General features: G+C 70.0%; 20 protein-coding genes and 1 pseudogene. 10 read left to right on the plus strand and 11 right to left on the minus strand.

Going from position 1 to position 21,631, the window contains the following annotated elements:
* Positions 1 to 15: 15 nt before the first annotated feature.
* Complete coding sequence (locus tag HW274_RS10365) at positions 16 to 1,077, plus strand: ADP-ribosylglycohydrolase family protein (protein ID WP_075254351.1); 1,062 nt, start codon at positions 16 to 18, stop codon at positions 1,075 to 1,077.
* The gene (locus HW274_RS10370; protein ID WP_075254352.1) at positions 1,074 to 2,006 is read left to right on the plus strand and encodes a PfkB family carbohydrate kinase; all 933 of its coding nucleotides are present in this window, start codon (positions 1,074 to 1,076) and stop codon (positions 2,004 to 2,006) included. Before HW274_RS10365 ends, HW274_RS10370 begins: the two co-directional genes overlap by 4 nt.
* Here HW274_RS10370 and HW274_RS10375 read toward each other — a convergent pair.
* On the minus strand, positions 1,990 to 3,351 hold the full coding sequence (locus HW274_RS10375) for an AMP-binding protein (protein WP_185988740.1): 1,362 nt from the start codon (positions 3,349 to 3,351) through the stop codon (positions 1,990 to 1,992). The genes HW274_RS10370 and HW274_RS10375 overlap by 17 nt on opposite strands.
* A gap of 108 nt (positions 3,352 to 3,459) precedes the next feature.
* Between HW274_RS10375 and HW274_RS10380 the strand changes: the two genes are divergently transcribed.
* Positions 3,460 to 3,903 carry a PLD nuclease N-terminal domain-containing protein gene (locus tag HW274_RS10380; RefSeq protein ID WP_075254354.1) on the plus strand — a complete coding sequence of 148 codons (444 nt, stop codon included), beginning with the start codon at positions 3,460 to 3,462 and terminating at the stop codon, positions 3,901 to 3,903.
* Between the two features lie 46 nt (positions 3,904 to 3,949).
* Here the strand turns inward: HW274_RS10380 and HW274_RS10385 are convergent, their stop codons facing one another.
* Both HW274_RS10385 and HW274_RS10390 read right to left on the minus strand, forming a co-directional pair.
* Entirely contained in the window at positions 3,950 to 4,720 is a 771-nt protein-coding gene (locus tag HW274_RS10385) for a hypothetical protein (protein WP_260679062.1), read from the minus strand.
* Positions 4,717 to 5,439, minus strand: coding sequence for a histidine phosphatase family protein (locus tag HW274_RS10390; RefSeq protein ID WP_185988741.1), 723 nt, complete (start codon positions 5,437 to 5,439; stop codon positions 4,717 to 4,719). Before HW274_RS10390 ends, HW274_RS10385 begins: the two co-directional genes overlap by 4 nt.
* 60 nt (positions 5,440 to 5,499) lie before the next feature.
* Between HW274_RS10390 and dapD the strand changes: the two genes are divergently transcribed.
* The 4 genes from dapD to HW274_RS10410 all read left to right on the plus strand — a co-directional run bounded on the left by dapD (position 5,500) and on the right by HW274_RS10410 (position 10,154).
* Entirely contained in the window at positions 5,500 to 6,483 is a 984-nt protein-coding gene (dapD, locus tag HW274_RS10395) for a 2,3,4,5-tetrahydropyridine-2,6-dicarboxylate N-succinyltransferase (RefSeq protein WP_075405026.1), read from the plus strand.
* Between the two features lie 181 nt (positions 6,484 to 6,664).
* On the plus strand, positions 6,665 to 7,444 hold the full coding sequence (locus HW274_RS10400) for a succinate dehydrogenase cytochrome b subunit (protein WP_185988742.1): 780 nt from the start codon (positions 6,665 to 6,667) through the stop codon (positions 7,442 to 7,444).
* On the plus strand, positions 7,441 to 9,402 hold the full coding sequence (locus HW274_RS10405) for a fumarate reductase/succinate dehydrogenase flavoprotein subunit (RefSeq protein WP_185988743.1): 1,962 nt from the start codon (positions 7,441 to 7,443) through the stop codon (positions 9,400 to 9,402). Before HW274_RS10400 ends, HW274_RS10405 begins: the two co-directional genes overlap by 4 nt.
* Positions 9,399 to 10,154, plus strand: coding sequence for a succinate dehydrogenase/fumarate reductase iron-sulfur subunit (locus HW274_RS10410; protein ID WP_185988744.1), 756 nt, complete (start codon positions 9,399 to 9,401; stop codon positions 10,152 to 10,154). The genes HW274_RS10405 and HW274_RS10410 overlap by 4 nt, the downstream gene beginning before the upstream one ends.
* Positions 10,155 to 10,279: 125 nt before the next feature.
* Here HW274_RS10410 and HW274_RS10415 read toward each other — a convergent pair whose 3' ends face one another.
* Both HW274_RS10415 and HW274_RS10420 read right to left on the minus strand, forming a co-directional pair.
* A complete protein-coding gene (locus tag HW274_RS10415) occupies positions 10,280 to 11,107 on the minus strand; it encodes a class I SAM-dependent methyltransferase (protein WP_185988745.1) in 828 nt (275 codons plus the stop codon).
* Between the two features lie 172 nt (positions 11,108 to 11,279).
* The gene (locus tag HW274_RS10420) at positions 11,280 to 11,639 is read right to left on the minus strand and encodes a MerR family transcriptional regulator (protein ID WP_185988746.1); all 360 of its coding nucleotides are present in this window, start codon (positions 11,637 to 11,639) and stop codon (positions 11,280 to 11,282) included.
* 104 nt (positions 11,640 to 11,743) lie between these two features.
* Between HW274_RS10420 and HW274_RS10425 the strand changes: the two genes are divergently transcribed.
* The gene (locus tag HW274_RS10425) at positions 11,744 to 12,898 is read left to right on the plus strand and encodes an MFS transporter (RefSeq protein ID WP_260679064.1); all 1,155 of its coding nucleotides are present in this window, start codon (positions 11,744 to 11,746) and stop codon (positions 12,896 to 12,898) included.
* A gap of 10 nt (positions 12,899 to 12,908) precedes the next feature.
* Here the strand turns inward: HW274_RS10425 and HW274_RS10430 are convergent, their stop codons facing one another.
* Together HW274_RS10430 and HW274_RS12935 are read right to left on the minus strand one after the other, a co-directional pair.
* Positions 12,909 to 13,559, minus strand: a complete 651-nt coding sequence (locus HW274_RS10430; protein ID WP_260679229.1) for a YafY family protein — start codon at positions 13,557 to 13,559, stop codon at positions 12,909 to 12,911.
* 180 nt (positions 13,560 to 13,739) lie between these two features.
* Positions 13,740 to 13,865, minus strand: a pseudogene (locus HW274_RS12935) (DeoR family transcriptional regulator); the annotation flags it as partial.
* A gap of 80 nt (positions 13,866 to 13,945) precedes the next feature.
* On the opposite strand from HW274_RS12935, the gene HW274_RS10435 reads away from it, so the two are divergent.
* Both HW274_RS10435 and HW274_RS10440 read left to right on the plus strand, forming a co-directional pair.
* Entirely contained in the window at positions 13,946 to 14,347 is a 402-nt protein-coding gene (locus HW274_RS10435) for a VOC family protein (protein ID WP_185988748.1), read from the plus strand.
* 56 nt (positions 14,348 to 14,403) lie between these two features.
* Positions 14,404 to 15,252, plus strand: coding sequence for a VOC family protein (locus tag HW274_RS10440; RefSeq protein WP_185988749.1), 849 nt, complete (start codon positions 14,404 to 14,406; stop codon positions 15,250 to 15,252).
* Positions 15,253 to 15,481: 229 nt separating this feature from the next.
* Here HW274_RS10440 and HW274_RS10445 read toward each other — a convergent pair whose 3' ends face one another.
* From HW274_RS10445 to HW274_RS10460, 4 genes are all read right to left on the minus strand, one after another.
* Positions 15,482 to 16,903: a citrate synthase gene (locus HW274_RS10445; protein ID WP_144020825.1), complete on the minus strand. Its 1,422-nt coding sequence runs from the start codon at positions 16,901 to 16,903 to the stop codon at positions 15,482 to 15,484.
* 248 nt (positions 16,904 to 17,151) lie between these two features.
* On the minus strand, positions 17,152 to 18,360 hold the full coding sequence (dapC, locus tag HW274_RS10450) for a succinyldiaminopimelate transaminase (RefSeq protein WP_185988750.1): 1,209 nt from the start codon (positions 18,358 to 18,360) through the stop codon (positions 17,152 to 17,154).
* Positions 18,361 to 18,414: 54 nt separating this feature from the next.
* On the minus strand, positions 18,415 to 18,765 hold the full coding sequence (fdxA, locus tag HW274_RS10455) for a ferredoxin (RefSeq protein WP_009394099.1): 351 nt from the start codon (positions 18,763 to 18,765) through the stop codon (positions 18,415 to 18,417).
* Between the two features lie 286 nt (positions 18,766 to 19,051).
* On the minus strand, positions 19,052 to 21,616 hold the full coding sequence (locus tag HW274_RS10460; protein ID WP_075254364.1) for a VanW family protein: 2,565 nt from the start codon (positions 21,614 to 21,616) through the stop codon (positions 19,052 to 19,054).
* Positions 21,617 to 21,631 lie beyond the last annotated feature (15 nt).

The raw sequence follows: 21,631 nt of genomic DNA on the forward strand, positions 1-21,631 counted from the left end.
CGCACTCCTTCACCCATGCCTGCGCCCGTGGTGGCTGAGCCCCCGGCACGCGAACGCGCCCTGGGAGCGCTGACCGGGCTGGCCCTCGGCGACGCGCTGGGGATGCCCACTCAGTCGATGAGTCCGGCACGGATCCGCCGGTGCTACGGCACGATCACCGGGCTGCGCGACGCCGTCGCCGAGCAGCCCATTGCCCCCTCAGTGCCTGCGGGCAGCATCACGGATGACACCGAGCAGGCTCTCATCCTGGCTGGTCTCCTCATCGACGGTGGCGGCCGCATCGACCCCCACCAGCTCGCCGATGCCCTCCTGCGCTGGGAGGACGATATGCGCGCTCGCGGGTCCCTGGATCTGCTGGGGCCCTCCACCAAGCTCGCTCTGGAGCGGGTGCGCGCCGGGGCGGACCCGCACTGCACCGGCGGACAGGGCACCACCAACGGCGCCGCGATGCGGGTGGCCCCGGTGGGCATCGCCTTCTCCCTGAGCGCCGACGGCGACGCGCTGGCCCGGGCTGTTCGGGCCTCCTGCCTGGTCACCCACGACACCCGGCAGGGCTTCGAGGCCGCTGGGCTCCTCGCCGCGGCGGTCAGCGCGGCCATCGACGGCGTTGACGCGGCGGGGGCGTTGGAGGCGGCGCTGGACTTCGTGGCCGCCCACCCCGAGGCGGGCCACTGGACGGAGAAGGCCTCCGTTGCCGCCCGCACCCGCCTGGCCCTGGAGACGAGTCGTGACCTGCACGGGGAGGCCCTGGCCGAGCATCTGCGCACCTACGTCGGAACGTCGGTGGAGTCGGCAGAGTCGGTCCCCTGCGCGCTGGTGATCGTGCGGGAGTTCGCGCAGCGGCCCCTGGACGGGCTGTGCTTCGCCGCTGAGCTCGGGGGAGATACTGACACCATTGCCGCGATGGCCGGTGCGGTCCTGGGGGCGAGTGCACCCCATCTTCTTCCCGTCGAGCTGGTCGATCGGGTGCTGGAGCGCTCCGGCCTGCGGCTCGAGCCGGTCTGTGAGGCGCTGCTGGCGCTGCGCGGCGGCAGCGGGCACTGTCAGCAAGACGCTCCGGAGCAGAGGCGGCCATGATGGGACGGGTCATTCACACCGGTCAGGTCGTCATTGACCTGACCTTGCGCATCGAGGCGATTCCCGAGCCCGGCGGGGATGTGTTCGCCGACGAGTCCTCCATGGCCGTCGGCGGTGGTTTCAACGTGCTGGCCGCTGCCCGCCGGATGGGGGTCGAGACCCTGTACGCCGGGCCGCTGGGCGAGGGGCCCTTCGCCCAGGTGGCCCGGCGGGCACTGGAGGAGATCGGGGTGAATCATGTCGGCCCGGTCGCACCCGGCGACCAGGGCTACTGCGTGGCCATGACCGATGCGAGGGCTGAGCGCACCTTCATCTCCACCTGCGGGGCAGAGACTCGTGGCCCGGTGGATGCCTTCGACCACCTGGAGGTGAGCGGCGACGACGTCGTCTACCTCTCCGGCTACTCCCTGGCCGATGATGCCTCCAGGACGGCGCTGGAGCGGTTGGCCGGGAGACTGACCGAAGCCCGAGCGGGGTGCACGGCACTGTTCGACGTCTCCCCCATGGTTGGTTCGGTCCCCATGAGCTCGCTGGAGCGCCTCAGTGCGCTGGGGCCCGTCTGGTCGCTCAATGAGCGTGAGGCCGGGCTGCTCGCCGACCGCCTGGAGTTGCGGGTGGAGGCCGGTGACCACTCCGGCGTCTGCGAGGCGCTGTCGGGTCGGCTCGGCACGGTGCTGGTGCGGGGCGGGGAGCAGGGCTCCTGGTTCTCCGACGGTGGCGCGGCGTGCCATACCCCAAGCATCCCGGTGACGCCGGTGGACACCAACGGGGCCGGTGACGCGCACTCCGGTGTCCTGGCCGCGGCCCTTGCCCGGGGCGTCGACCTGAGGACGGCGCTGCGCTGGGCGAATGTGGCCGGCGCCTTGACCACGACGCACTTCGGCCCGGCCACCTGCCCGAGTGAGGCGGAGATCAGGGCTCTGGCGTAAGGGGCTCCGAGGTCACGTCTGTCGTGGTCGTGGCGAGGAGCCGGGCGACCTCACGCCGGTCGACCTTCCCGCTGGGGCGCAGTGGCAGGGCCTCCAGGACGACGACCCGTTTGGGGGCGTGGGCGCCGTCCAGCCGGGCGCGGGCGGCCTCGCGCAGGGCGGCGCCGTCCAGCCGCTTCGGGCCGCCCGGCTGCCGGCCCGGTTCAAGCACGACAGCGGCGACGACGGTGCTTCCCCACTGCTCGTCGGGCAGGCCGACGACGCAGGCCTCGGCCACGCCGTCGATACCGGTGAGGGCCTCCTCCACGTGGCGGGGCTCGACCTTGACGCCCCCGGTGATGATGACGTCGTCCAGGCGGCCCAGGACCTCCAGGCGCCCGTCGGGGTGCAGCCGGCCGCGGTCGGAGGTGGCCAGGACCCGCCTGGCGCCACTGCGATGGAAGCCCTCGCTGGCGCTGAGGTTGCGGCCGGGGGTGTGGAGGTAGTCCTCGGCCAGGACCGGACCGGAGATGAGGATGCGGCCGGCACCCTCGGCGTCGGGGGCCTGGATGGCGATCTCGACCCCCTCCAGGGGGCGGCCGCTGTAGACGCAGCCCCCGCCGGTCTCGCTCATGCCGTAGGTGGTGACCACGGTGACGCCCGCCCCGCGGGCCCGGGCCAGCAGCGCGGGGTCGGCGGCGGCGCCGCCCAGGAGGACGGCGTCGGCTCCTGCCAGGGCCCGGCGGGCCTGCGGGTCCTGCAGGACGCGCACCAGCTGGGTGGGGACCAGGGAGACGTAGAGCCGGGAGACGGCCGCCCCGGTGGACCGGCGCGCCGAGCGCAGGGCCTCCGCGAGCGCCGTCGGGCTGAATCCAGCGCTCGTGTCGACCACGACGGGCTCGGTTCCTGCCTCCAGGGAGCGGATGAGGATCTGCAGGCCGGCGACGTGGTGGGCCGGCAGGGGCAGGAGCCAGGTTCCCGGGCCGCCGAGGCGTGCGTGGGTGGCGCGGGCGGAGGCCATGAGGGCGGCAGTGCTCATGGCGATGAGTCGGCCGGTGCCGGTGGTGGAGCCCGACGTGCGCAGGATGAGGTCGGTGCGTGCGGGGACGCGGGTGATGCGGCGGGCCAGGTCTGACCGGACCTGCCCCTCGTCCTCCCCGGGGGCGATGGGGACGAGCAGCGGCTGTGGCGAACCCGTCCGGCCCTCCCCGCCCTCGGCGGCGAGGGCGGGGCGACCATCGCGGCCATCGCGGGTGGGGAGCAGGCCGCGCAGGGCCAGGCGCTCGGCGAGGGCGGTGCGCAGGGCGGCGACGTCGTCGGGGGCGGTTCCGCCGGTCAGAAGGCGGAGGGCGGGCGGGGCGGGCACCCCAAGATCGTGCCACGGCCCGGGCCGGCTGGGGATGAGGCGGGGCACCGAGAGGGGTCGAGCAGGTGGGGGGTCTGCGGGGCTCTCCGGCTCGGTTAGGGTTGGCCCATGCGTATCGTCCTCATCGTCCTGGTGTTCGCTCTGACGCTGTACGCCCTGTTGGACTGCGCACGCACGCCGGATGAGAGCATGCCGGCGCGGATGCCGAAGTACCTGTGGATCACTCTGGTCGTGCTGTTCCCGACCATCGGCCCGATAGCCTGGATCATCTTCTCGCGGGTCAAGGCCGCTGAGGAGCGCGGCGGCTACGTCGAGCCCACCGTGTGGTCCTCCAAGGAGGGCACGACCTTCCGTCGTCCGCAGCGCCCCCGGCCCATGGCGCCCGACGACGACCCGGAGTTCCTCAGGGACCTGGAGCAGGACATCCGCCGTCGCAAGCACCACCCGCAAGAGCCCGCAGGCGGTCACGGCGCCAGTAACGACGGAGCTGACGAGGATCCTGAGGCCGGCGAGACGGGCGGGACCGACCGCTCCGGGACCGACTCACACTGACCAGCACTGACCGGGTGCACGCCGGCCCGGCCTCGGCGCTCCGGCCTCAGGGCAGGGCGGGGCGGGCCTGGGGCCAGGGGGTGGTGTCGACGTCGTAGCCGTGGGCGGCGGCGTGGATGAGCCAGTCGCCGGGGATCCAGGTGCGCCCGACGAGCTGGGGGTGCTCGGGCATGTAGCGCACCGACCACAGGATGAGGACGAGCTCGGCCCACTGGGCCCGGATCTTCAGGCGCACCGAGCCGGAGGCGTTGGCGGCGGCGATGACGATCTCACCGGTGGCGGTGAGCTGGACCTCCTGGATGTCGGCGTAGGAGATGGGCATGACGCCCTCCCCCGTGCCCAGGTAGATGCCGTGGGTGGACACAGTCAGGCGGGCGCCGGCCAGGTGGCGCCACCTCTCGACGGCGTCGGCCTCGGCGGCGCGTCGGCGCCGGTGGTTGAGGTAGGCCTGTCCGCCGAAGAAGGCGGCCGTCAGGGCCAGGCCGACGGGGCCGCCGGCCAGGAAGAAGCCCCGGGAGGGGTTGTAGGTGACGTCCCCGCGCCGCCACATGAGCAGCTCGGCGTCGCAGGTGGCCAGCATGACCTCCCCGGATCCCAGGGCTGGGCGCACGGGGTCGATGGTCGGTGAGACCGGGTTGGGGCGGCGGCCCTGGCGGGTGGCGGTCAGGACGGCGGCGGTGTGCCACCACACGAAGTCCTGTCCGGTCCAGGGGCGGCGCGGGGCGGGGCGGGCGCGGCCGGGGCGGCTGACCTCACCGGTCGGGCCGGTGCGCACGACCTCGCCGCCGAGTGGACGCGAGGGCGGCTGCTGGGTCACCGGGCCGCCTCGGCGTGCCCGGCGGGGCTGGTGGGGCCGACGGGGCTGACACTGCCCGCGGTCTGGGCGGAGGAGGTGCCGGGCACCATGTCGCGGGCCTGGCGCAGCAGGTCACCGGCCGGCTCCCAGTAGGCCAGCCCCACCAGGGTGCTGTCCTCGAAGGTCAGGGAGGTCAGGGAGGCCAGGGCGCACTGGCGGCGGCGCGGGTCGTGGGCCAGGGGGCGGCCCTCCAGGAAGAGGCGCAGCGACCAGATGGGCAGCTGGTGGGAGACGAGGAGCGCTTCGTGGCCCTCGGCGAGGTCGAGTGCGGAGACGACGGCGCCGCGCATGCGTTCGACGATCTCCCGGTAGGGCTCGCCCCAGGAGGGGCGCAGCGGGTTGACGTAGCTGGACCAGTAGGTGGGGTGGGCCAGGATCCAGCGGTTGCGATTGACGGCCATACCCTCGAAGGAGTTGCCGGCCTCGATGAGTCGGGGATCCGTCGTCGGCGCCAGACCGAAGGCGGCAGCGGTGGGGGCACCGGTCTCCCGGGCCCGCTCCAGGGGTGAGGTGATGACCCGGGTGATGTCGTGCCCGGAGGCGGACAGGACGTCGGCGACCTGCTGGGCCATCTGGTGCCCCAGGGTGGACAGGTGGTACCCGGGCAGACGGCCGTAGAGGATGCCCCCGGGGTTGTGCACCTCGCCGTGCCGCATGAGGTGGATCGTCGTGCGCGCCATGCGGTGATTCTCGCACGCCCACCGGCAACGGTCAGCCACCGGGGACCGTAGGGTGTTCCCATGACGACTCGCAGTGCATGGGGTCTCGGCCTGGCGACCGTGACCGACGACGGCAACACTCTCGACGTGTGGTACCCCCGACCGGTTCTCGGCGACGAGCCCGAGGACGGGCACGCCGACCTCCTGGCCTCCCTGAGCGCCATGGAGCGGCGCGATGAGGCCCGCGGCGTCCACACCACCGTGGTGCGCACCTGGGCCGACCTCGACGACGCCCCCCAGACCGTAGCCGGCGCCTACCTGCGCTTGCACACGCTGTCCCACCGCCTGGTCCGGCCCAACACCGTCAACCTGGACGGGATCTTCTCCCGCCTGCCCAACGTGGTGTGGACCTCCGCCGGCCCCTGTCGCGCCGAGGACTTCGAGACCACCCGCATGCGCCTGCGCGCCGCCGTGGGGCGCCCCGTCCAGGTGCACTCGGTGGACAAGTTCCCCCGCATGACCGACTACGTACTGCCCTCGGGGGTGCGCATCGGCAACGGCGCGAACGTGCGCCTGGGCGCCTACCTGTCCGAGGGCACCACGGTCATGCACTCCGGCTTCGTCAACTACAACGCCGGGACATTGGGACGCTCCATGGTCGAGGGCCGCATCTCCCAAGGGGTCGTCATCGGTGACGGCTCCGACGTCGGCGGCGGCGCCTCCACGATGGGCATGCTCTCCGGCGGCGGGCGCCAGCGCGTGGCCCTGGGCGAGCACTGCCTGCTGGGGGCGAACTCGGGGCTCGGGATCCCGCTGGGTGACGACTGCGTCGTCGAAGCCGGTCTGTACCTGACGGCCGGAACGAGGGTCTCCCTCATGCCGCAGGGCGGCGTGGTGCCCGGCAACCTCGGCCTGTTCAAGGAGCCACGTGTGGTTCCGGCCCGAGAGCTGGCCGGCGCCTCCAACGTCCTGTTCCGCCGCAACTCCCAGTCCGGTGCCGTCGAGGCCCTGGCCCGCGGCGGCAAGAGCATCGAGCTGGGCTCACCCCAGCACCCCGGCCAGTAGGGCTCTCCTCCGCCTACTCCCCCGCCGCCGCGCTTCTCGTACCGGCCGTCTCCCGCCTCAGCCGCGGGAGGCGGCCGGTCGCGTCGAACGCCCCCGAAGAACAAGGCGCACTCCCCACACCAGCACCACAGTGTTCGTTATCATAGTGATGGGTTGTTCTACGCAATGGAGGGGAGGGCAGATGGCTGCGACATCCACGGCCGCCCGTGTCCCCGAGGCTGCTCAGCCTGTTGGCGACGCGCTTCCTCCCCGGCGCAGGCGCCGCACCCCCGTGTGGGCCTCACAGCGCGCCCTCAAGGTGACGATGGCGATCACCGGCACGATCATGGCCCTGTTCGTCGTGGTCCACATGGTCGGCAACCTCAAGGTTCTCGCGGGCCCGCAGGCCTTCAACGGCTACGCCGCCTGGCTGCGGCAGGTCGCCTACCCGCTCCTGCCGCACGAGGGGCTCCTGTGGGCGATGCGCCTGGCCCTGGTGGCCTGCGTCGTGGCGCACGTCGCGGCGGGAATCGCGCTGTGGCGACGGGCGAGGAGCGCTCGCGGGGCCTTCCGGCGCCGGGCCCTGCCCGCCCGCACCATCGGCGCCCGCTCCATGCTGGCGACCGGCGTCCTCATCGGGGCCTTCGTCCTCATCCACGTCCTCGACCTGACCGTCGGCCGCCTCATCGCTCCTGAGGACTTTCAGGCACCGACGACGTCGAACGGCGAGCTGCAGGTCAGCGCCTACCACAACCTCGTGGCGAGCCTGTCGCGCCCCGGCATGGCGGTCTTCTACAGCCTGGTCATGCTGGCGCTCTCCCTCCATCTGGCGCAGGGCCTGTGGAACGTGGTCATCGACCTGGGCGGCACCGGCCCCAGACTGCGCAAGGCCTGCCGCGCCCTCGCCCTGGCCGTGGCCCTGGCCGTCGCCGTCGTCAACGGCCTGCTGCCCGTCCTCATCTGCACGGGGGTGATCGGATGAGCGCGAGTGTGCCGGGCGCCGTCGGCGGCCTGTACGACGTCGGCGAGGACCTGGATGCGCACCTGCCGGACTGCCCGCCCGAGCATGCCTGGGAGCGCCGGCGCGACGAGTACCGCCTGGTCAATCCCGCCAACCGCCGCAGGCTGACCGTCATCGTGGTGGGCACCGGACTGGCCGGCGCCGGAGCGGCCGCGACCCTGGGACGCCTGGGCTACCGGGTGGAGTGCTTCAGCCTGCACGACGCCCCGCGCCGCGCCCACTCGGTGGCCGCCCAGGGCGGGATCAACGCCGCCCGGGCCCGCAAGGTCGACGGCGACTCCCTGGCGCGCTTCGTCAAGGACACCGTCAAGGGCGGGGACTACCGGGGGCGGGAGGCCGACGTCGTGCGCCTGGGACTGGAGTCCGGCCGGGTCATCGACCACATGGAGGCGATCGGGGCGCCCTTCGCCCGCGAGTACGGCGGCCAGCTCGCCACCCGATCCTTCGGCGGGGTGCAGGTCTCACGCACCTACTACACGCGCGGACAGACCGGCCAGCAGCTGGAGATCGCCTGCGCCCAGGCCCTCCAGGAGCAGGTCGCCGCCGGGAGCGTCCGCATGCACACCCGCACCGAGATGCTCGACCTCATCGTGGCCGACTCCCGCGCACAGGGCATCGTCACCCGGGACCTGCTCTCCGGCGAAGTACGGGCCCACACCGCGCACGCCGTCGTGCTGGCCACCGGCGGCTACGGCAGCGTCTACCACTACTCGACCCTGGCCATGGCCTCCAACGCCACCGCCACCTGGCGCGCCCACCGGCGCGGGGCGGCCTTCGCCTCGGCCTGCATGGTGCAGTTCCACCCCACGGCGCTGCCGGTGAGCTCCCACTGGCAGTCCAAGACGACGCTCATGAGCGAGTCGCTGCGCAACGACGGGCGCATCTGGGTGCCCGTGCGCCCCGGGGACGAGCGGGCCCCGAACGAGATCCCCGAGGACGAGCGCGACTACTACCTGGAGCGCAAGTACCCGGCCTTCGGCAACCTCACCCCGCGCGACGTCGCCTCGCGCAACGCCCGCGAGCAGATCGAGTCCGGCCGCGGCGTCGGGCCGCTGCGCAACTCGGTCTACCTCGACTTCCGCGACGCGCTGGAGCGGCTGGGCAAGGAGACCATCGCCTCGCGCTACGGCAACCTGTTCGAGATGTACCTCGACGCCACCGGGGAGGACCCTTACGAGGTGCCCATGCGCATCGCCCCGGGCGCCCACTTCACGATGGGCGGGCTGTGGGTGGACTTCGACCAGATGTCCACCATCCCGGGACTGTTCGTGGGTGGGGAGGCCTCGAACAACTACCACGGCGCCAACCGCCTGGGGGCGAACTCGCTGCTGAGCGCCAGCGTGGACGGCTGGTTCGTGCTTCCGCTGGCCGTGCCGAACTACCTGGCCGGGCTGGTGGGCAGTAGGCCCCTGAGCCCCGAGGCTCCGGAGGTGCTTCGGGCCGTGGCCGACACCCGCGAGCGCATTGAGGCGCTCATGGCGGTGGGCGGGACCCACCGTCCGGTGTGGTTCCACCGCCGACTGGGCGAGATCCTCTACACCGGCTGCGGGGTCAGCCGCTCCGAGGCGGGGCTGCTGCACGCTCTGGAGGAGGTGCGCGCCCTGCGCGAGGAGTTCTGGGCCGATGTCACCGTGGTCGGTGGCCAGGCGCGCCTCAACCAGGAGCTGGAGAAGGCGCTGCGGGTCGCCGACTTCCTGGAGCTGGCGGAGATCATGGTCCTCGACGCCCTGGACCGGCGCGAGTCCGCCGGCGCCCACTTCCGCGAGGAGTACGCGACGCAGGGCGGCGAGGCCCAGCGCAATGACGAGACCTGGTGCTCGGTATCGGCCTGGCAGACCGGGGACGACGGCGGGCACACGCGCCGCACGGAGCCACTGAGCTTCTCGCTGGTGGCCATGCAGGTGAGGGACTACCGATGAGGATCGAGCTGGAGATCTGGCGGCAGGACGGGCCTCGGGCACGGGGCTTCTTCGAGAGTCACGTGGTGGAGGACGCCGAGCCGCAGATGAGTCTGCTCGAGCTGCTCGACCGCCTCAACGACCAGATCATCGAGGCCGGCGGCGAGCCGGTGGTCTTCGAGTCCGACTGCCGGGAGGGGGTGTGCGGGGCCTGCGGCTTCCTCGTCAACGGGGTGCCGCACGGGCCGCTGGACACGACCCCGGCCTGCCGTCAGCACCTGCGGGCCTTCCCCGGAGTGAGGCGCTTCCGGCTGGAGCCGTGGAGGTCCGCGGCATTCCCGGTCATCCGGGACCTGGTGGTGGACCGCACGGCGCTCGACGAGCTCATCCGGGCGGGCGGAACCGTGGACGTGGCCGCGGGGACCGCGCCGGATGCCGACGACGTCGCCCAGGGGCACCTGCAGGCGGAGCGGGCCCTGGACTTCGCCGCCTGCATCGGCTGCGGGGCCTGTGTGGCGGCCTGCCCGAACGGGGCGGCGGCGCTCTTCGCGGGGGCGAAGCTGGCGCACCTGTCGCTCATGCCGCAGGGGCGTATCGAACGGGGGCGCCGGGCTCGGGCGATGACGCGGGAGCTCGATGCGCTCTTCGGGCCGTGCTCGGAGTACGGCGAGTGCGTGCCAGCGTGCCCGGCCGGCATCCCGATCGAGGCGATCGCGCTGCTCAACCGGGAGGTGCTGCGCGCCGGTCTGCGCGGGGCGATCCGCGACGACTAGGGCCCGTTGCACAGTAGGGACGCATCCGCGAGTTCGTACCTTAGGGCGCGCGTTCGCACCCTTGACCCCTCGAACGCGCGAGCTAAGGTACGACCGCGACGTCGACGACCGGCGAGAAGCGGGGCTCAGGACTCGGGCTTGTGGGCCACGAGGGCGATGCCGACCATGTCCTTCTCGTAGCGCTTGAAGGTGGCGGCCATCTCCTGGACACGCTGGCGCAGCGCCTTGTCGGCGGCAACGTTGCGGGCGATCCGCAGAAAGCCGCCCAGTCCCTCGTCGCGGATATTGCGGCCGACCTTGAGCAGGGCCATGGGGGCGGTGTCGACCCAGTCGACGACGAGTCCGGCCCCCTCCATGAGCTCCTTCCAGGCGGCCGCCGTCATGGGGCGGGCGTTGACGTGGATGGAGCGGGCCAGGTCGCGGCGCAGCTGGGTGTAGTAGTCCTCGTCGATGTCGTCGGGGGTGACGCCGAGCTCGTGGATGGCGTAGCGCCCGCCGGGGCGCAGGACGCGGGCTGCCTCGGCGACGATGGCGGCCTTGCCCTTGTCCCCCTGCATGGTGAGCATGGCCTCGCCGACAACGACGTCGGCGCTGGCCTCGTCCAGGCCAGTGTCGGCGGCCTCGCCCTGGCGGACGGTGCCGAGGTTCCCAACGACGGCGGCCACGCGCCGGGCGGCGTCGGGGTCGCGGTCGATGGCCGTGTAGGAGGCGGGGTGATCCTTGATGATCTCGGCAGCGGTGCGCCCCAGGCCCGGGGCGAGCTCGACGACGTCGGCACCGGCGAGGCCTGCGTGGCTGAGCATGGCGGCGGACAGGGCGGCGCCACCGGGGCGCAGGACGCGCTTGCCGGCGCGGGCCAGGACCCAGTGGCCGGGGGCTGAAGCGATGGGGCGGTCGGAGTGAGGCAGCGGAAGATCGGCGGAGGCGGTGGAGGCAGCGGACTTCTTGCTCATAAGGCCAGCCTAACCGTAGTGGTTCTGCCACGGACAGAGCCAGACATCGATGACTCTACGACGCGAGCAGGGCTCCCGGACGGCTCAGGCCTCAGAAGATAAACGCCAGCGTGGCAGCCAAGTTCGGCTCGCGCCCATCGAGTAAGACACCAGCACGCAGCTATAAGGCGGGCTAGGCAGATGCGACGTCTTGAAGGTTGTCGAGGAGGCTCCTGATGACCTCGGCGCCGCTCGCGAGCGCGTCAATCTGTTCTTCGACGTCGCGGAGCCGACGGCGCAGCTCGGGCGCGACCGAGGGGCATGCCCGCAACGCACCGCTTTCTGTGGCACATGGCAGCACCGTCCTGATGAGCGAGATGGGCAAGCCAGCGCGGGACAGCGCGACGATCTGGCGGGCAGCGAGAACCTCTCCAGCACCGTAGTCACGATAGCCGTTGTCACGACGCACGGGCGCCAGCAGCCCCTCAGCCTCGTAGTAGCGCAGCATCCGTGGACTGGTCCCAGCATGCCGGGCAGCTTCGGTGATGCGCATACGCCCCTCTTCGATCAACTTACTGGACCGCGCCAGCGTCTCTTGACATTGACATCACTGTCAAGGCTTAGCGTTGAGGCGCTCTCAACGGACTGGAGGACGTTATGGACCGAAAACTTTCACTACTCGGGTTCGCGGTCATGTTCCTGATCGGCTCGGACACCTTCGTCGTCGCGCCACTGCTGCCGTCACTGGCCAAGGCATTCGATGTGTCGACGACGCAGAGTGGCTGGCTGGTCAGCGTCTATGCGATCGGGTACGCGCTCACCGGGCTGCTGTCCGGGCCGATCTCGGACCGAGGTAACCGCAGGATCATTCTTACACTTGGGATGGTGGTCTTCGCGTTGGCAACAGCCGCCTGCGCAGTCTCCCCAGGATTCTGGACGATGTTCATCTTCCGTTTCATCACTGGCGGCGCGGCGGCCATCGCCGCACCGCAAGTGTGGGCAATGATCCCCACCCTCGTCGGCCCGGATCAGCAACATGTTCTGCGCGTCATGGGATATACAACCGCCGGACTGTCCATCGCTCAGGTTGTCGGGGTCCCTCTCGGAAGTCTCCTCGCAATCATCGACTGGCGCATCATCTTCCCCATTATCGGGGTCTGCTCGTTGGGGCTGACAGTCACGCTCTGGTACCAGATCCCTGATCTCCATCCCACCGCGGCAGCTAAGAAAGTGCCGTACCTGACCCTGCTCCACGCACCACAAGCCTTCACACGATTCCTGTCCTACCTCGCGTACACGCTGGCATTCTTCACCGTATTTACCTACGCACCGACCTGGTTGGAGGACGGTCTGGGCACCTCGAAAGTCACAGTGGCGCTCATCGTCCTTGCTGGCGGGATCGGTAACACGATCGGCAGCCTTTTCGGCGTCCGCCTGACCGGCCGTATGACCCCTGTCCGAGCCATCTACCTGAGCGCCGTAGTGATGGGCATCGCCTACCTGGTACTCGCCGCCTCCCCAGCTCCGATCGTTGTGGGACTGGTATTCCTGCCTCTCTTCGCCTGCGGAGGCGCAATGCTCAGCGTCCGTATGCTCCACCTGCAGCAACTTGACAGCACAGCACGCGGTACCATCTCCACCCTCACCAGCACGGTAATGTACCTCGGCACAACGGTGGCAGGGCTTATCGGCGGTCCACTTCTCACTCTCACCGACAACTTCGCCGCTATCGGCATCACCGCATTCTTACTGAGCACCGTCAGCGCACTGATGATCCGTCCAAGCCATCTCAGAACTGAGGTCGATGTCTGACACCGATTCATCATCGTGCAGAACCGTGATGCGCAACCAGTTCTGAGCCGATACGGGCGAGTTCAGACCGCAGGCAAGGTGGTGACAAGACGTCGATGCGGTCACCCCACCCCGCAAGCCTCTCAGCCAATCCGACTAGCATGTGGGCGCGAACTTCAACAACGCTCACGTCACCCTCCTCAAGGAGAGTGAAATACCTTCCGAACTGATAACGCAGCACAGGAATGATCGACGAGTGCACCCGCAGCACCGCAGCAACCCCAGACCGCTTTCCCTCAATGACGTCCGCTTGAGCATCCCAGTAGGCGGCGACATCGAAATTTTTCGGAGGGTCGAACACTTCATTCGTCACGACCACCTCCTCAAACCGCGATACTCGATATATCCGCATCCCACATTCACCATCAGCGATGAGGTACCAGACACCTACCTTATTCACCAGCCCCAGGGGAAGCAGACGCCGAACACTACACTCCCCATTTTTTGACTGATAGGAGGCAACCACCACTCGGTGCTGGGCGACGACATCACAAAGTTGACTTAGGCCCGACGTTGCATCAGCCGCCAACTCACCCCAGGCAACACGGTCATCATGAACTGCCGTCATCAACCGTTCAGCCTCATCACGCAGAGAAGATGGTAAGGCCTGGATAAGCTTCATCGTGGGCACCCGAGTTTCTGGGTCCTTCAGTGCCGCCGTTCCTAGCATCCGCGACAGCGCTCGCGCCTCGCCCGCAGACATACCAGTCAGATCAGTTCGAGCACCTCCAACAAGGCGCCAGCCACCACCTCGCCCCGGCTGTGAGTAGACCGGGATTCCCGCCGTCGAGAGGGCTTCGAGGTCTCGTCTGGCAGTAGCTGGCGAGATCTCGAGCTCCGCGGCCACCTGGGAGGCAGTCATCCTCCCACGCGATTGGAGGAGCAACAGGAGGACGATCAGACGGTCTGCACGCACACTAAAGATCATCTCAGACAATGGTGCGCACCGGATGAGCACTTTCAGTTCTAGGTTGGGTGCCACAAGGCATCTCACCGAAAGGACACGCCATGACCATCCTGCAAGGACTCACCACGATGGTTCTTACCGCTGATGACGTCAACGCCGCCTCTCACTGGTACGCAGACCTGCTGGGCATCACTCCGTATTACCGCAGTCCACAAACCGGCCCTTGTGCCTACACCGAGTTCCGCATCGGTCCGGACGAGGACGAACTGGGCATCATGGATCGCTCCTTCATGACACCGTCCCCGGGTTCGACAACATCACCCATCACCTACTGGCACACCGACAATATTCACACAACGTTCACCACCCTCGTCACACACGGGGCACATGCTCATACGCCGATCACCGAGCGCGGGGGCGGATTCACAACAGCATCTATCGTCGATCCGTTCGGGAACACGGTCGGCATCATGCACAGTCCTCACTGGAGGGCGCGCCACTAGAGATGGGGGCCACAACACTTCAGCGGCCCCAACGCATGTCGCGATACGGTGTCCACATGGCTCAGCTCATCACTCCCGCCATCTGGTGCAACGGCAACGCCGACGAGGCCGCCCAGTTCTACGCCGACATCTTCCGCGAGGCCCGCGTCGTCGAGCAGGCACCTGGGCTCGCGGCCACGGTCAGCATCCATGGCTTCCGTCTCTCGCTCATCAACGGCGGCGACCAGTACGCCCCGAACCCGTCGATCAGCTGCATCCTGAACTTCGACCCGCTCCTGTTCGGTGGCGAGGACCAGGCCCGGGCCTACCTCGATGAACTCCACGAGCACCTGTCCACCGGCGGTGTGCTCATGGAACTGGGCGAGTACCCCTTCTCGCCGCGCTACGCCTGGGTTCGCGACCGCTTCGGCATGACCTGGCAGCTCATGCTCACCGACCCGGCCGGCGAGCCGCGCCCCTTCATCCTGCCCTCCTTCATGTTCGGCGGCCCCAACCACGCCAACGCCGAGGAGGCCACCGAGGCCTGGATCAACCTGTTCGACGACGCCCATCGCGGGGCCCTGTACCGCTACGAGGAGGGCGGGCCGATGGAGGCGGGAACGGTGATGTTCACCGACTTCACGCTGCGCGGCATCTGGATGACGGCCAGGGACTCGGGGGCCTCCCAGGACCTCACCTTCACTCCCGGGGTCTCCATGATCGTCTCCTGCCGGGACCAGGAGGAGATCGACCGCTACTGGGCGGGGCTGTCGGCCGTGCCCGAGGCCGAGCACTGCGGCTGGTGCGTCGACCGCTGGGGCGTCTCCTGGCAGGTCGTCCCCCACAACATCGCCGAGCTCATGGCCGACGCCGCCACACGCGACAAGCTCCTGCACATGGGCAAGATCGACCTGGCCGACCTGTAGGCGAGGAGACGCGCTGGACGGCCCAACGCCCTGATCGACGACGTACTTCTGCGTCGGGGACGTACTTCTCCCCCAAACCACTGAGGTCCGCCCGCAGTGGTTTGGGGGAGAACGCAGTCCTCGTCGGGAAAGTACGTTCCCGAACCGCACCGCCCGGCCACAGACAACCGGCCACAGACAATCAGCCCTGGGTAACCGGCGTGGCCCGTGAGCCTCAGAGCCTCGTGATTCAGACCCTGGTGACGCGGTCGAGGCTGGCGACGCCTGCGCGGGTGGCCGGGTACTGTCCGTCGTCGTGCTTGCGGCGATGCATGGCCACGTAGTGGCGCTCGGTGGAGCCGTCGTAGACCTGGCGGGGCCGCCCGATGCGCTTGGCCGGGTCGGCGATCATCTCGCGGTACTGGGCGATCCAGCCCGGCAGGCGCCCCAGGGCGAACAGGGGCGTGAACATCTTCGTGGGGAAGCCCATGGCCTGGTAGATGAGGCCGGTGTAGAAGTCGACGTTCGGGTAGAGGCTGCGCGAGACGAAGTACTCGTCGCGCAGCGCCGTCTCCTCCAGCTCCATGGCGATCTCGAGCTTGCGGTCGCCGTCGTCGGAGCCCAGGCGGGTCAGGACGTCGTGGGCGGTCTCCTTGACGATGGCGGCGCGCGGGTCGTAGTTCTTGTAGACCCGGTGGCCGAAGCCCATGAGCCGCACGCCGTCCTCCTTGTCCTTGACCTTGCGGACGAACTCGGCTGTGGTCATTCCCGAGCTCTGGATGGTGTCCAGCATCCGTAGGACCGCCTCGTTGGCGCCTCCGTGCAGCGGCCCGGACAGGGCGCCCACGCCCGCGGCCACGGAGGCGTACATGTTGGCGTCGGCTGAGCCCACGAGGCGCACGGTGGAGGTCGAGCAGTTCTGCTCGTGGTCGGCGTGCAGGATGAGCAGCATGTCCAGGGCCCGCACCACGGCCGGGTCGATGTCGTAGGACTGGTAGGGCATGCCGAAGGTCAGGCGGATGAAGTCCTCGACGTAGGAGCGCTGCGGGTCGGGGTAGAGCAGCGGCAGGCCGATGGCGCGCCGGGCGATGTAGCTGATCATCGTGGGCATCTTGGCCAGCAGCAGCACGGTGGCGAGCTCGCGCTCGTAGGGGTCGTGCGGGTTGAGGGTGTCCTCGTAGTAGGTGGCCAGGCCCGCGATCCCGGCCTGGAGGATCGCCATCGGGTGGCCCGACGAGGGGAAGGAAGTGAAGAAGCCGCGGAAGTCCTCATGCAGGAGCCGGTGGCGCGAGATGCGCCGCTCCATGCGTGCGAAGGACTCGCGGTCGGGCAGATCGCCGTTGATGAGGAGGTAGGCGACCTCCAGGAAGGTCGAGGACTTGGCCAGCTCCTCGATCGGGTAGCCGCGGTAACGCAGGATCCCGGCCGCGCCGTCGATGTAGGTGATCTGCGAGGTGCACGACGCCGTGTTGGTGAAGCCCGGGTCGAGCGTCACCACGCCGGTAGAGCCCAGCAGCTTGGACACGCCCAGGCCGTCAGCGCCGTCGGTCGCCGGGGTGCGCGGCAGCTCGAGGTTGGTGCCGTCAACAGCCAACAGGCCAGGACCACCGACGGCGCTGGGCCGGCTCTGGTCGGGCTGCTCAGCCGCGGCGGGGGTGGGGGTGCTCGTCATCATGCCTCCTGGGGCTCAGGGCCGCACGCATCGCGACGGCGAGACCTGGACCCACGGGGTTCCGGCGGGCCCAGCGACCACTGTACGGGGTGCGCCGTCACAGCGTTGTTTCATGGGCTCATCACGGGCCACCGGATCGGCCGATCAGGCCGGATCAGCCCGCCGGAGGCAGCAGCCGGACACCCATCCGCGCTTGATAAACTAATCAAGGCGCTGGTCAGCGGCTGATTCGGCTGGCTGTTCCGACCTCAGCCGGCGAAGAGGGCAGCGGCCTCAGGCGAGCGCAGGCGCGCGGCGGCGGCAGCCACTCGCTCGTCAGTGTCGGTCAGGCTCATGCGCACCCGCCCGGCTCCGGCCTCACCGTAGAAGTCGCCGGGGGCCACGACGATCCCCAGCTCGGCGAAGGCCCCCACGAGCTCGTAGGCGCTCATCGACTCGGGCCCCCGGAGCCACAGGTACAGGCCCGCCACGGAGGCCGGGTCGCTGACGAGCCCGGCGGCAGCGGTCGCCTCGACGAGCACCTCGCGGCGCTCCCGGTAGACCTCCTTCTGCACCTCCATGTGCGCCTCGTCGCCGAGGGCGGCCACGAGGGCCGCCTGCACCGGAGTCGGCATGAGCATGCCGGTGTGCTTGCGCACCTCGGTGACGGCGCCCACGAGCCGCGCGTCGCCGGCGAGGAAGGCCGTCCGGTAGCCGGCCAGGTTGGACTGCTTGGACAGCGAGTACAGCGCGAGCAGGCCGCTTCGGCCCTCGGCTCCCCCGACCCGGGGGTCCAGGAGGCTCGGGATCGGTTGGGCGTCCCACGGCGCCTCCCAACCGAGCTCGGCGTAGCACTCGTCGGAGATGACGACAGCGCCCCGCGCCCGGGCCCAGGCGACGATCCGGGCCAGCTGCTCGGCGTCCAGGACGTGCCCGTCGGGGTTGCCGGGGCTGTTGAGCCAGACGACGGCCACGGGCGCGTCCTCGGCGATGCCCCAGGTGGCGGGGTCGGCGTCGGTGTCCACCGGGACGGGGGTGGCCCCCACGAGGCGCGCACCGACGTCGTAGGTGGGGTAGGCGGCTCGAGGGTGCAGAACGAGGTCGCCGGGACGCACCCCCAGGTGCAGCGGCAGGAGGGCCACGGACTCCTTGGAGCCAATGGTGGGGATGACCTCGTCATCGCCCAAGCCGACTACGCCCCGACGTCGTTCCATCCACTCGGTGATGGCGGCTCTCACCACGGGGGCGCCGACCGCCGTCGGGTAGCCGGGGGCGTTGGCAGCCGAGAACAGGGCGTTGCGGGCGATCTCGGGGGTGGGGTCGACGGGGGTGCCCACCGCGAGGTCGACGACGCCGTCCGGGTGCTGGGCGGCCCGCTCCCGGTAGGGGGTCAGCGAGTCCCAGGGGAAGTCGGGCAGGGCGAGTCGGCGGGGCAGGTGGAGGCTGGGGAAGGTCTCAGGTGTCGCACTGGTGGTCACGGGCCCAGATTCTTCCTCACGGGCCGGGGGCGTCTCCACCCCCGGCCCGCCGGCTCAGTAGCCGTTGGCCTCTTTCCACTCCTCGTTCTGCGGGGGCAGAGCGGCGATCATGGGGTCGTCGTAGTCCAGCGCGCCGGTCCTCTGGGCGCCGCCGGGCGAGCCGAGTCCCTTGAGCTCGAAGAAGTCGATGTTGGCGCGGGTGTAGTCCTCCCACTCCTCGGGAACATCGTCCTCGTAGAAGATCGCCTCCGTGGGGCAGACGGGCTCGCAGGCACCGCAGTCGACGCACTCGTCGGCGTTGATGTAGAGGCTGCGTTCACCCTCGTAGATGCAGTCGACGGGACACTCGTCGACGCAGGCACGGTCCTTGACGTCGACGCAGGGCTGGGCAATGACGTACGTCATGGCAGCAGTGTCCTTTCTTCTCAGGGGAATCCTCCCGCGCGGGTGAGCGGGGTCGGGCCAAGTATGGTCCCCCAGTGCCCGCCGGCCCAAGAGGTGAGAGAGTGGCCGTCAGCACGCCGAAAACTCAGGGTTGCCATACCTTGATTACGTTACTGCCGCGGCGCGAATGTCACAGGTAACACCGACGTCGGAGCGCCGAGAAAGGCCTCAGTGTCCATGGCGCTGACATCAACCCCGCACCGGCGCTGCACCCCGGCAGGGCTCCAGGCTGCCGGGGCGCCCCGTCTCAGGAGCAGACGATGTCGTTGTCGGCGGCGTACTGGGTGGTGAGCACGTCGTCGGGCAGGGCCTTGCCGTCGTGCTTGCGGGTGCGGGTGACGGTGATGTCGAAGCCGGGGTTGCCACCCGAGTAGGGCTCGCAGCCGGGGCCGGACTTGCGCTCGGTGGACACCGGGCGGAAGTTGAACCGGTCTGAGGAGGTGATCGACACGTCGTAGTACTTCGTGGACCACATCCGCACGTGGATCTGCTCACCGTCCAGCCAGGCCTGGACCAGCACCGCGTGGGACGTGGAGTTGGTGAACTTCACGTCGAGCTTGCCGGTCCACAAGGTGGCCTCGCGCCCGGCCGGGTAGCGGTCGAAGTAGTACTGGTGGGCGTGGTGCTCGGTGTCGTCCATGCCGGCCTCGAAGCCGGCGTTGAAGACGGTGGTGGCCACCTGGCTCAGCCCGCCGCCCAGGGAGTCGACGTGCTGCCCGTTGGAGATGACTCCGGCGTCGGCGAAGCCATGCTCGTAGTCGACCTCGCCGAGGGTCTTCTCCAGGGAGAAGACCTCGCCGGGCTTGACGACGGTGCCGTTGACGAGCTCGGCCCCGCGGGTGAGGTTCTGGGTGCGCGGCGCGTCCCCGGCGTTGTACGGGGTGGCGAACTCGCCGATCGCCTCGCTGATACCCCACTCGTTCTGCGGCGTCTTCACCGTCGGCTCGGACACGACCATCGGCAGGGTCACGGTCCGGCCGGCGACGTCGGTGGCGGAGGTGCCGGCCTTGAGCAGGCTCGCGGACAGGGCCGCGGTGTCGATGGTCTTCCCCTGAGCGGCGGGGACGTACTGGGGACGCGCCCCGGGGGCGCCGGTGGCGGAGCCGTCGATCTTCCAAGTCGCGTTCTGGGCGGGAGTCTCGACCTGGCCGACCCTGGCGACGATGGCGTCGCGCAGCGCGGTCGGGTCGAAGGTGGCGCTCAAGGTGCCGCCCTCGGAGGAGATCTTCAGCATCTCAGCGGTGTCCTGCGGGGAGAAGGCCGCGGCCGTGCCAGGGTTCTTGCTCTGCGCGCCAGCGTCGGCCGTGTTCACGGTCAGTCCGCTGGAGAGCAGCGGCGTGAGGGTACCGTCAACGAACTCGGAGGCCTCCTCGTCGGTGATGGCGGGGGTCGCGGTGCCCTCGGCCATGGCCAGGGTCTTCTTCCCCAGGGGCCAAGTGCCGCCGATCTGCTTGAGAGAGGCCTCGACGTCGAGTCCGATGCCGTTGCTCGCGGGTGTGGTGACCGGCTTGGTGCCATCGAGGGTCACGGTCGCCGAGACCGCACCATTGGCCATCGTGTCGACCCGGTCCTCCAGGGCGCCGCGCAGCGCGGTGGAATCGACCCGGATGACGGCGTCAGTGTGCTGACCGCCGAGGCGCTGAGCCAGGGTGAGGGGGTTGAGGGTGAATCCGGTGAGCTTCTTGACCGAGGCGTCGGTGTCGACCGAGATTCCCGACTTGGCGGGCACGAGCTCGGAGCTGCCCTGCCCGACGGTGAGGGTGACGGGCTGGGCGAGCTGGTCGCCGACGCCCTTGCCGATGCGCTCGTGGGCCTTCTTGGGGCTCAGGCCGGAGACATCGACGCCGGAGACGGTGGTGCCCGAGGCGATGTGCTGGGTGGTCCACCAGGCGATGCCGCCCCAGGCCAGCAGCAGGGCCGCGGCACCAGCGGCGCAGGCGGCGGGGACGAGGCGCCGACGGAGCGAGCCGCGTGATCCGCCAGCCGCACCATTGGTCTTCTTCGCGACCCCCTGGGCCTTGGTGGGCTTGTGCGTCGTCGCGGCCGCGGCGAGGGTCTCGGGGACGGCGGCGGGGGCGGCGTTGTCCCCCACCGGATCGGCATCGCCCTCGATGGGCTCAGCGGCTCGGGCGGCGTCGACGGCGGGCGTGATCTGCTCGGGCGCCGAGGGCGACGCCCCGGACAGGCTCTTCGGTGTGATCGACGGCGGCATGTCGCCGGAATCGGGGCTCCATGCGGTGCTCCGCCGGGTCTCACCAGCCGCATCGGCGCCGGCCGACTCATAGGGCGAGAGGGCCTCGGCAGGGGTGGCGGCCTCGTCGACAATGCGCGTCGATGCCGGCGTCGCCACCGGTTCGGCGGCTTCAGTGGCGGGAGCCTTCTCCTCAGGCTGCTCGACGGCGGCCGGAGCCGACTCAGGCTCCTCGGAGTGCTCGGCGGACTCGGCCAGCTCACCAGGCGCAGCAAACTGGACCGGCTCGGCCGCCTCCGCGGGCTTCACGGCCTCGACAGCCTCGGCGGGATCCCTCTCCTGGGCCTCGGCGCCGGGCTCCTCGTCCGGATCGTCCTGGGACTCCTCGTCGAGGTTGAGGGTCGGGGTGTCATCGGCGTCTCCGCCCTCAGCGGATTCAGCCGCGGCCGACCTGCCCTCAGGCTGCTCGGCGGCGGGAACCTCCCTAGCCTCCTCGGCCGCTGCAGCATCCTCGGCCTGCTCGGCGGACTCGGCCGGCACAGCAGCCTCAACGGGCTCGACGACGTCGGCTGCGGCCTCGCCGGCGGCGGGCTTCTCCCCACGGTTGACGGACTGGCTCATGGGCGGCGGTTCCTC

It is taken from the genome of Actinomyces sp. oral taxon 169 (genome assembly GCF_013394715.1).
Classification (GTDB): domain Bacteria; phylum Actinomycetota; class Actinomycetes; order Actinomycetales; family Actinomycetaceae; genus Actinomyces.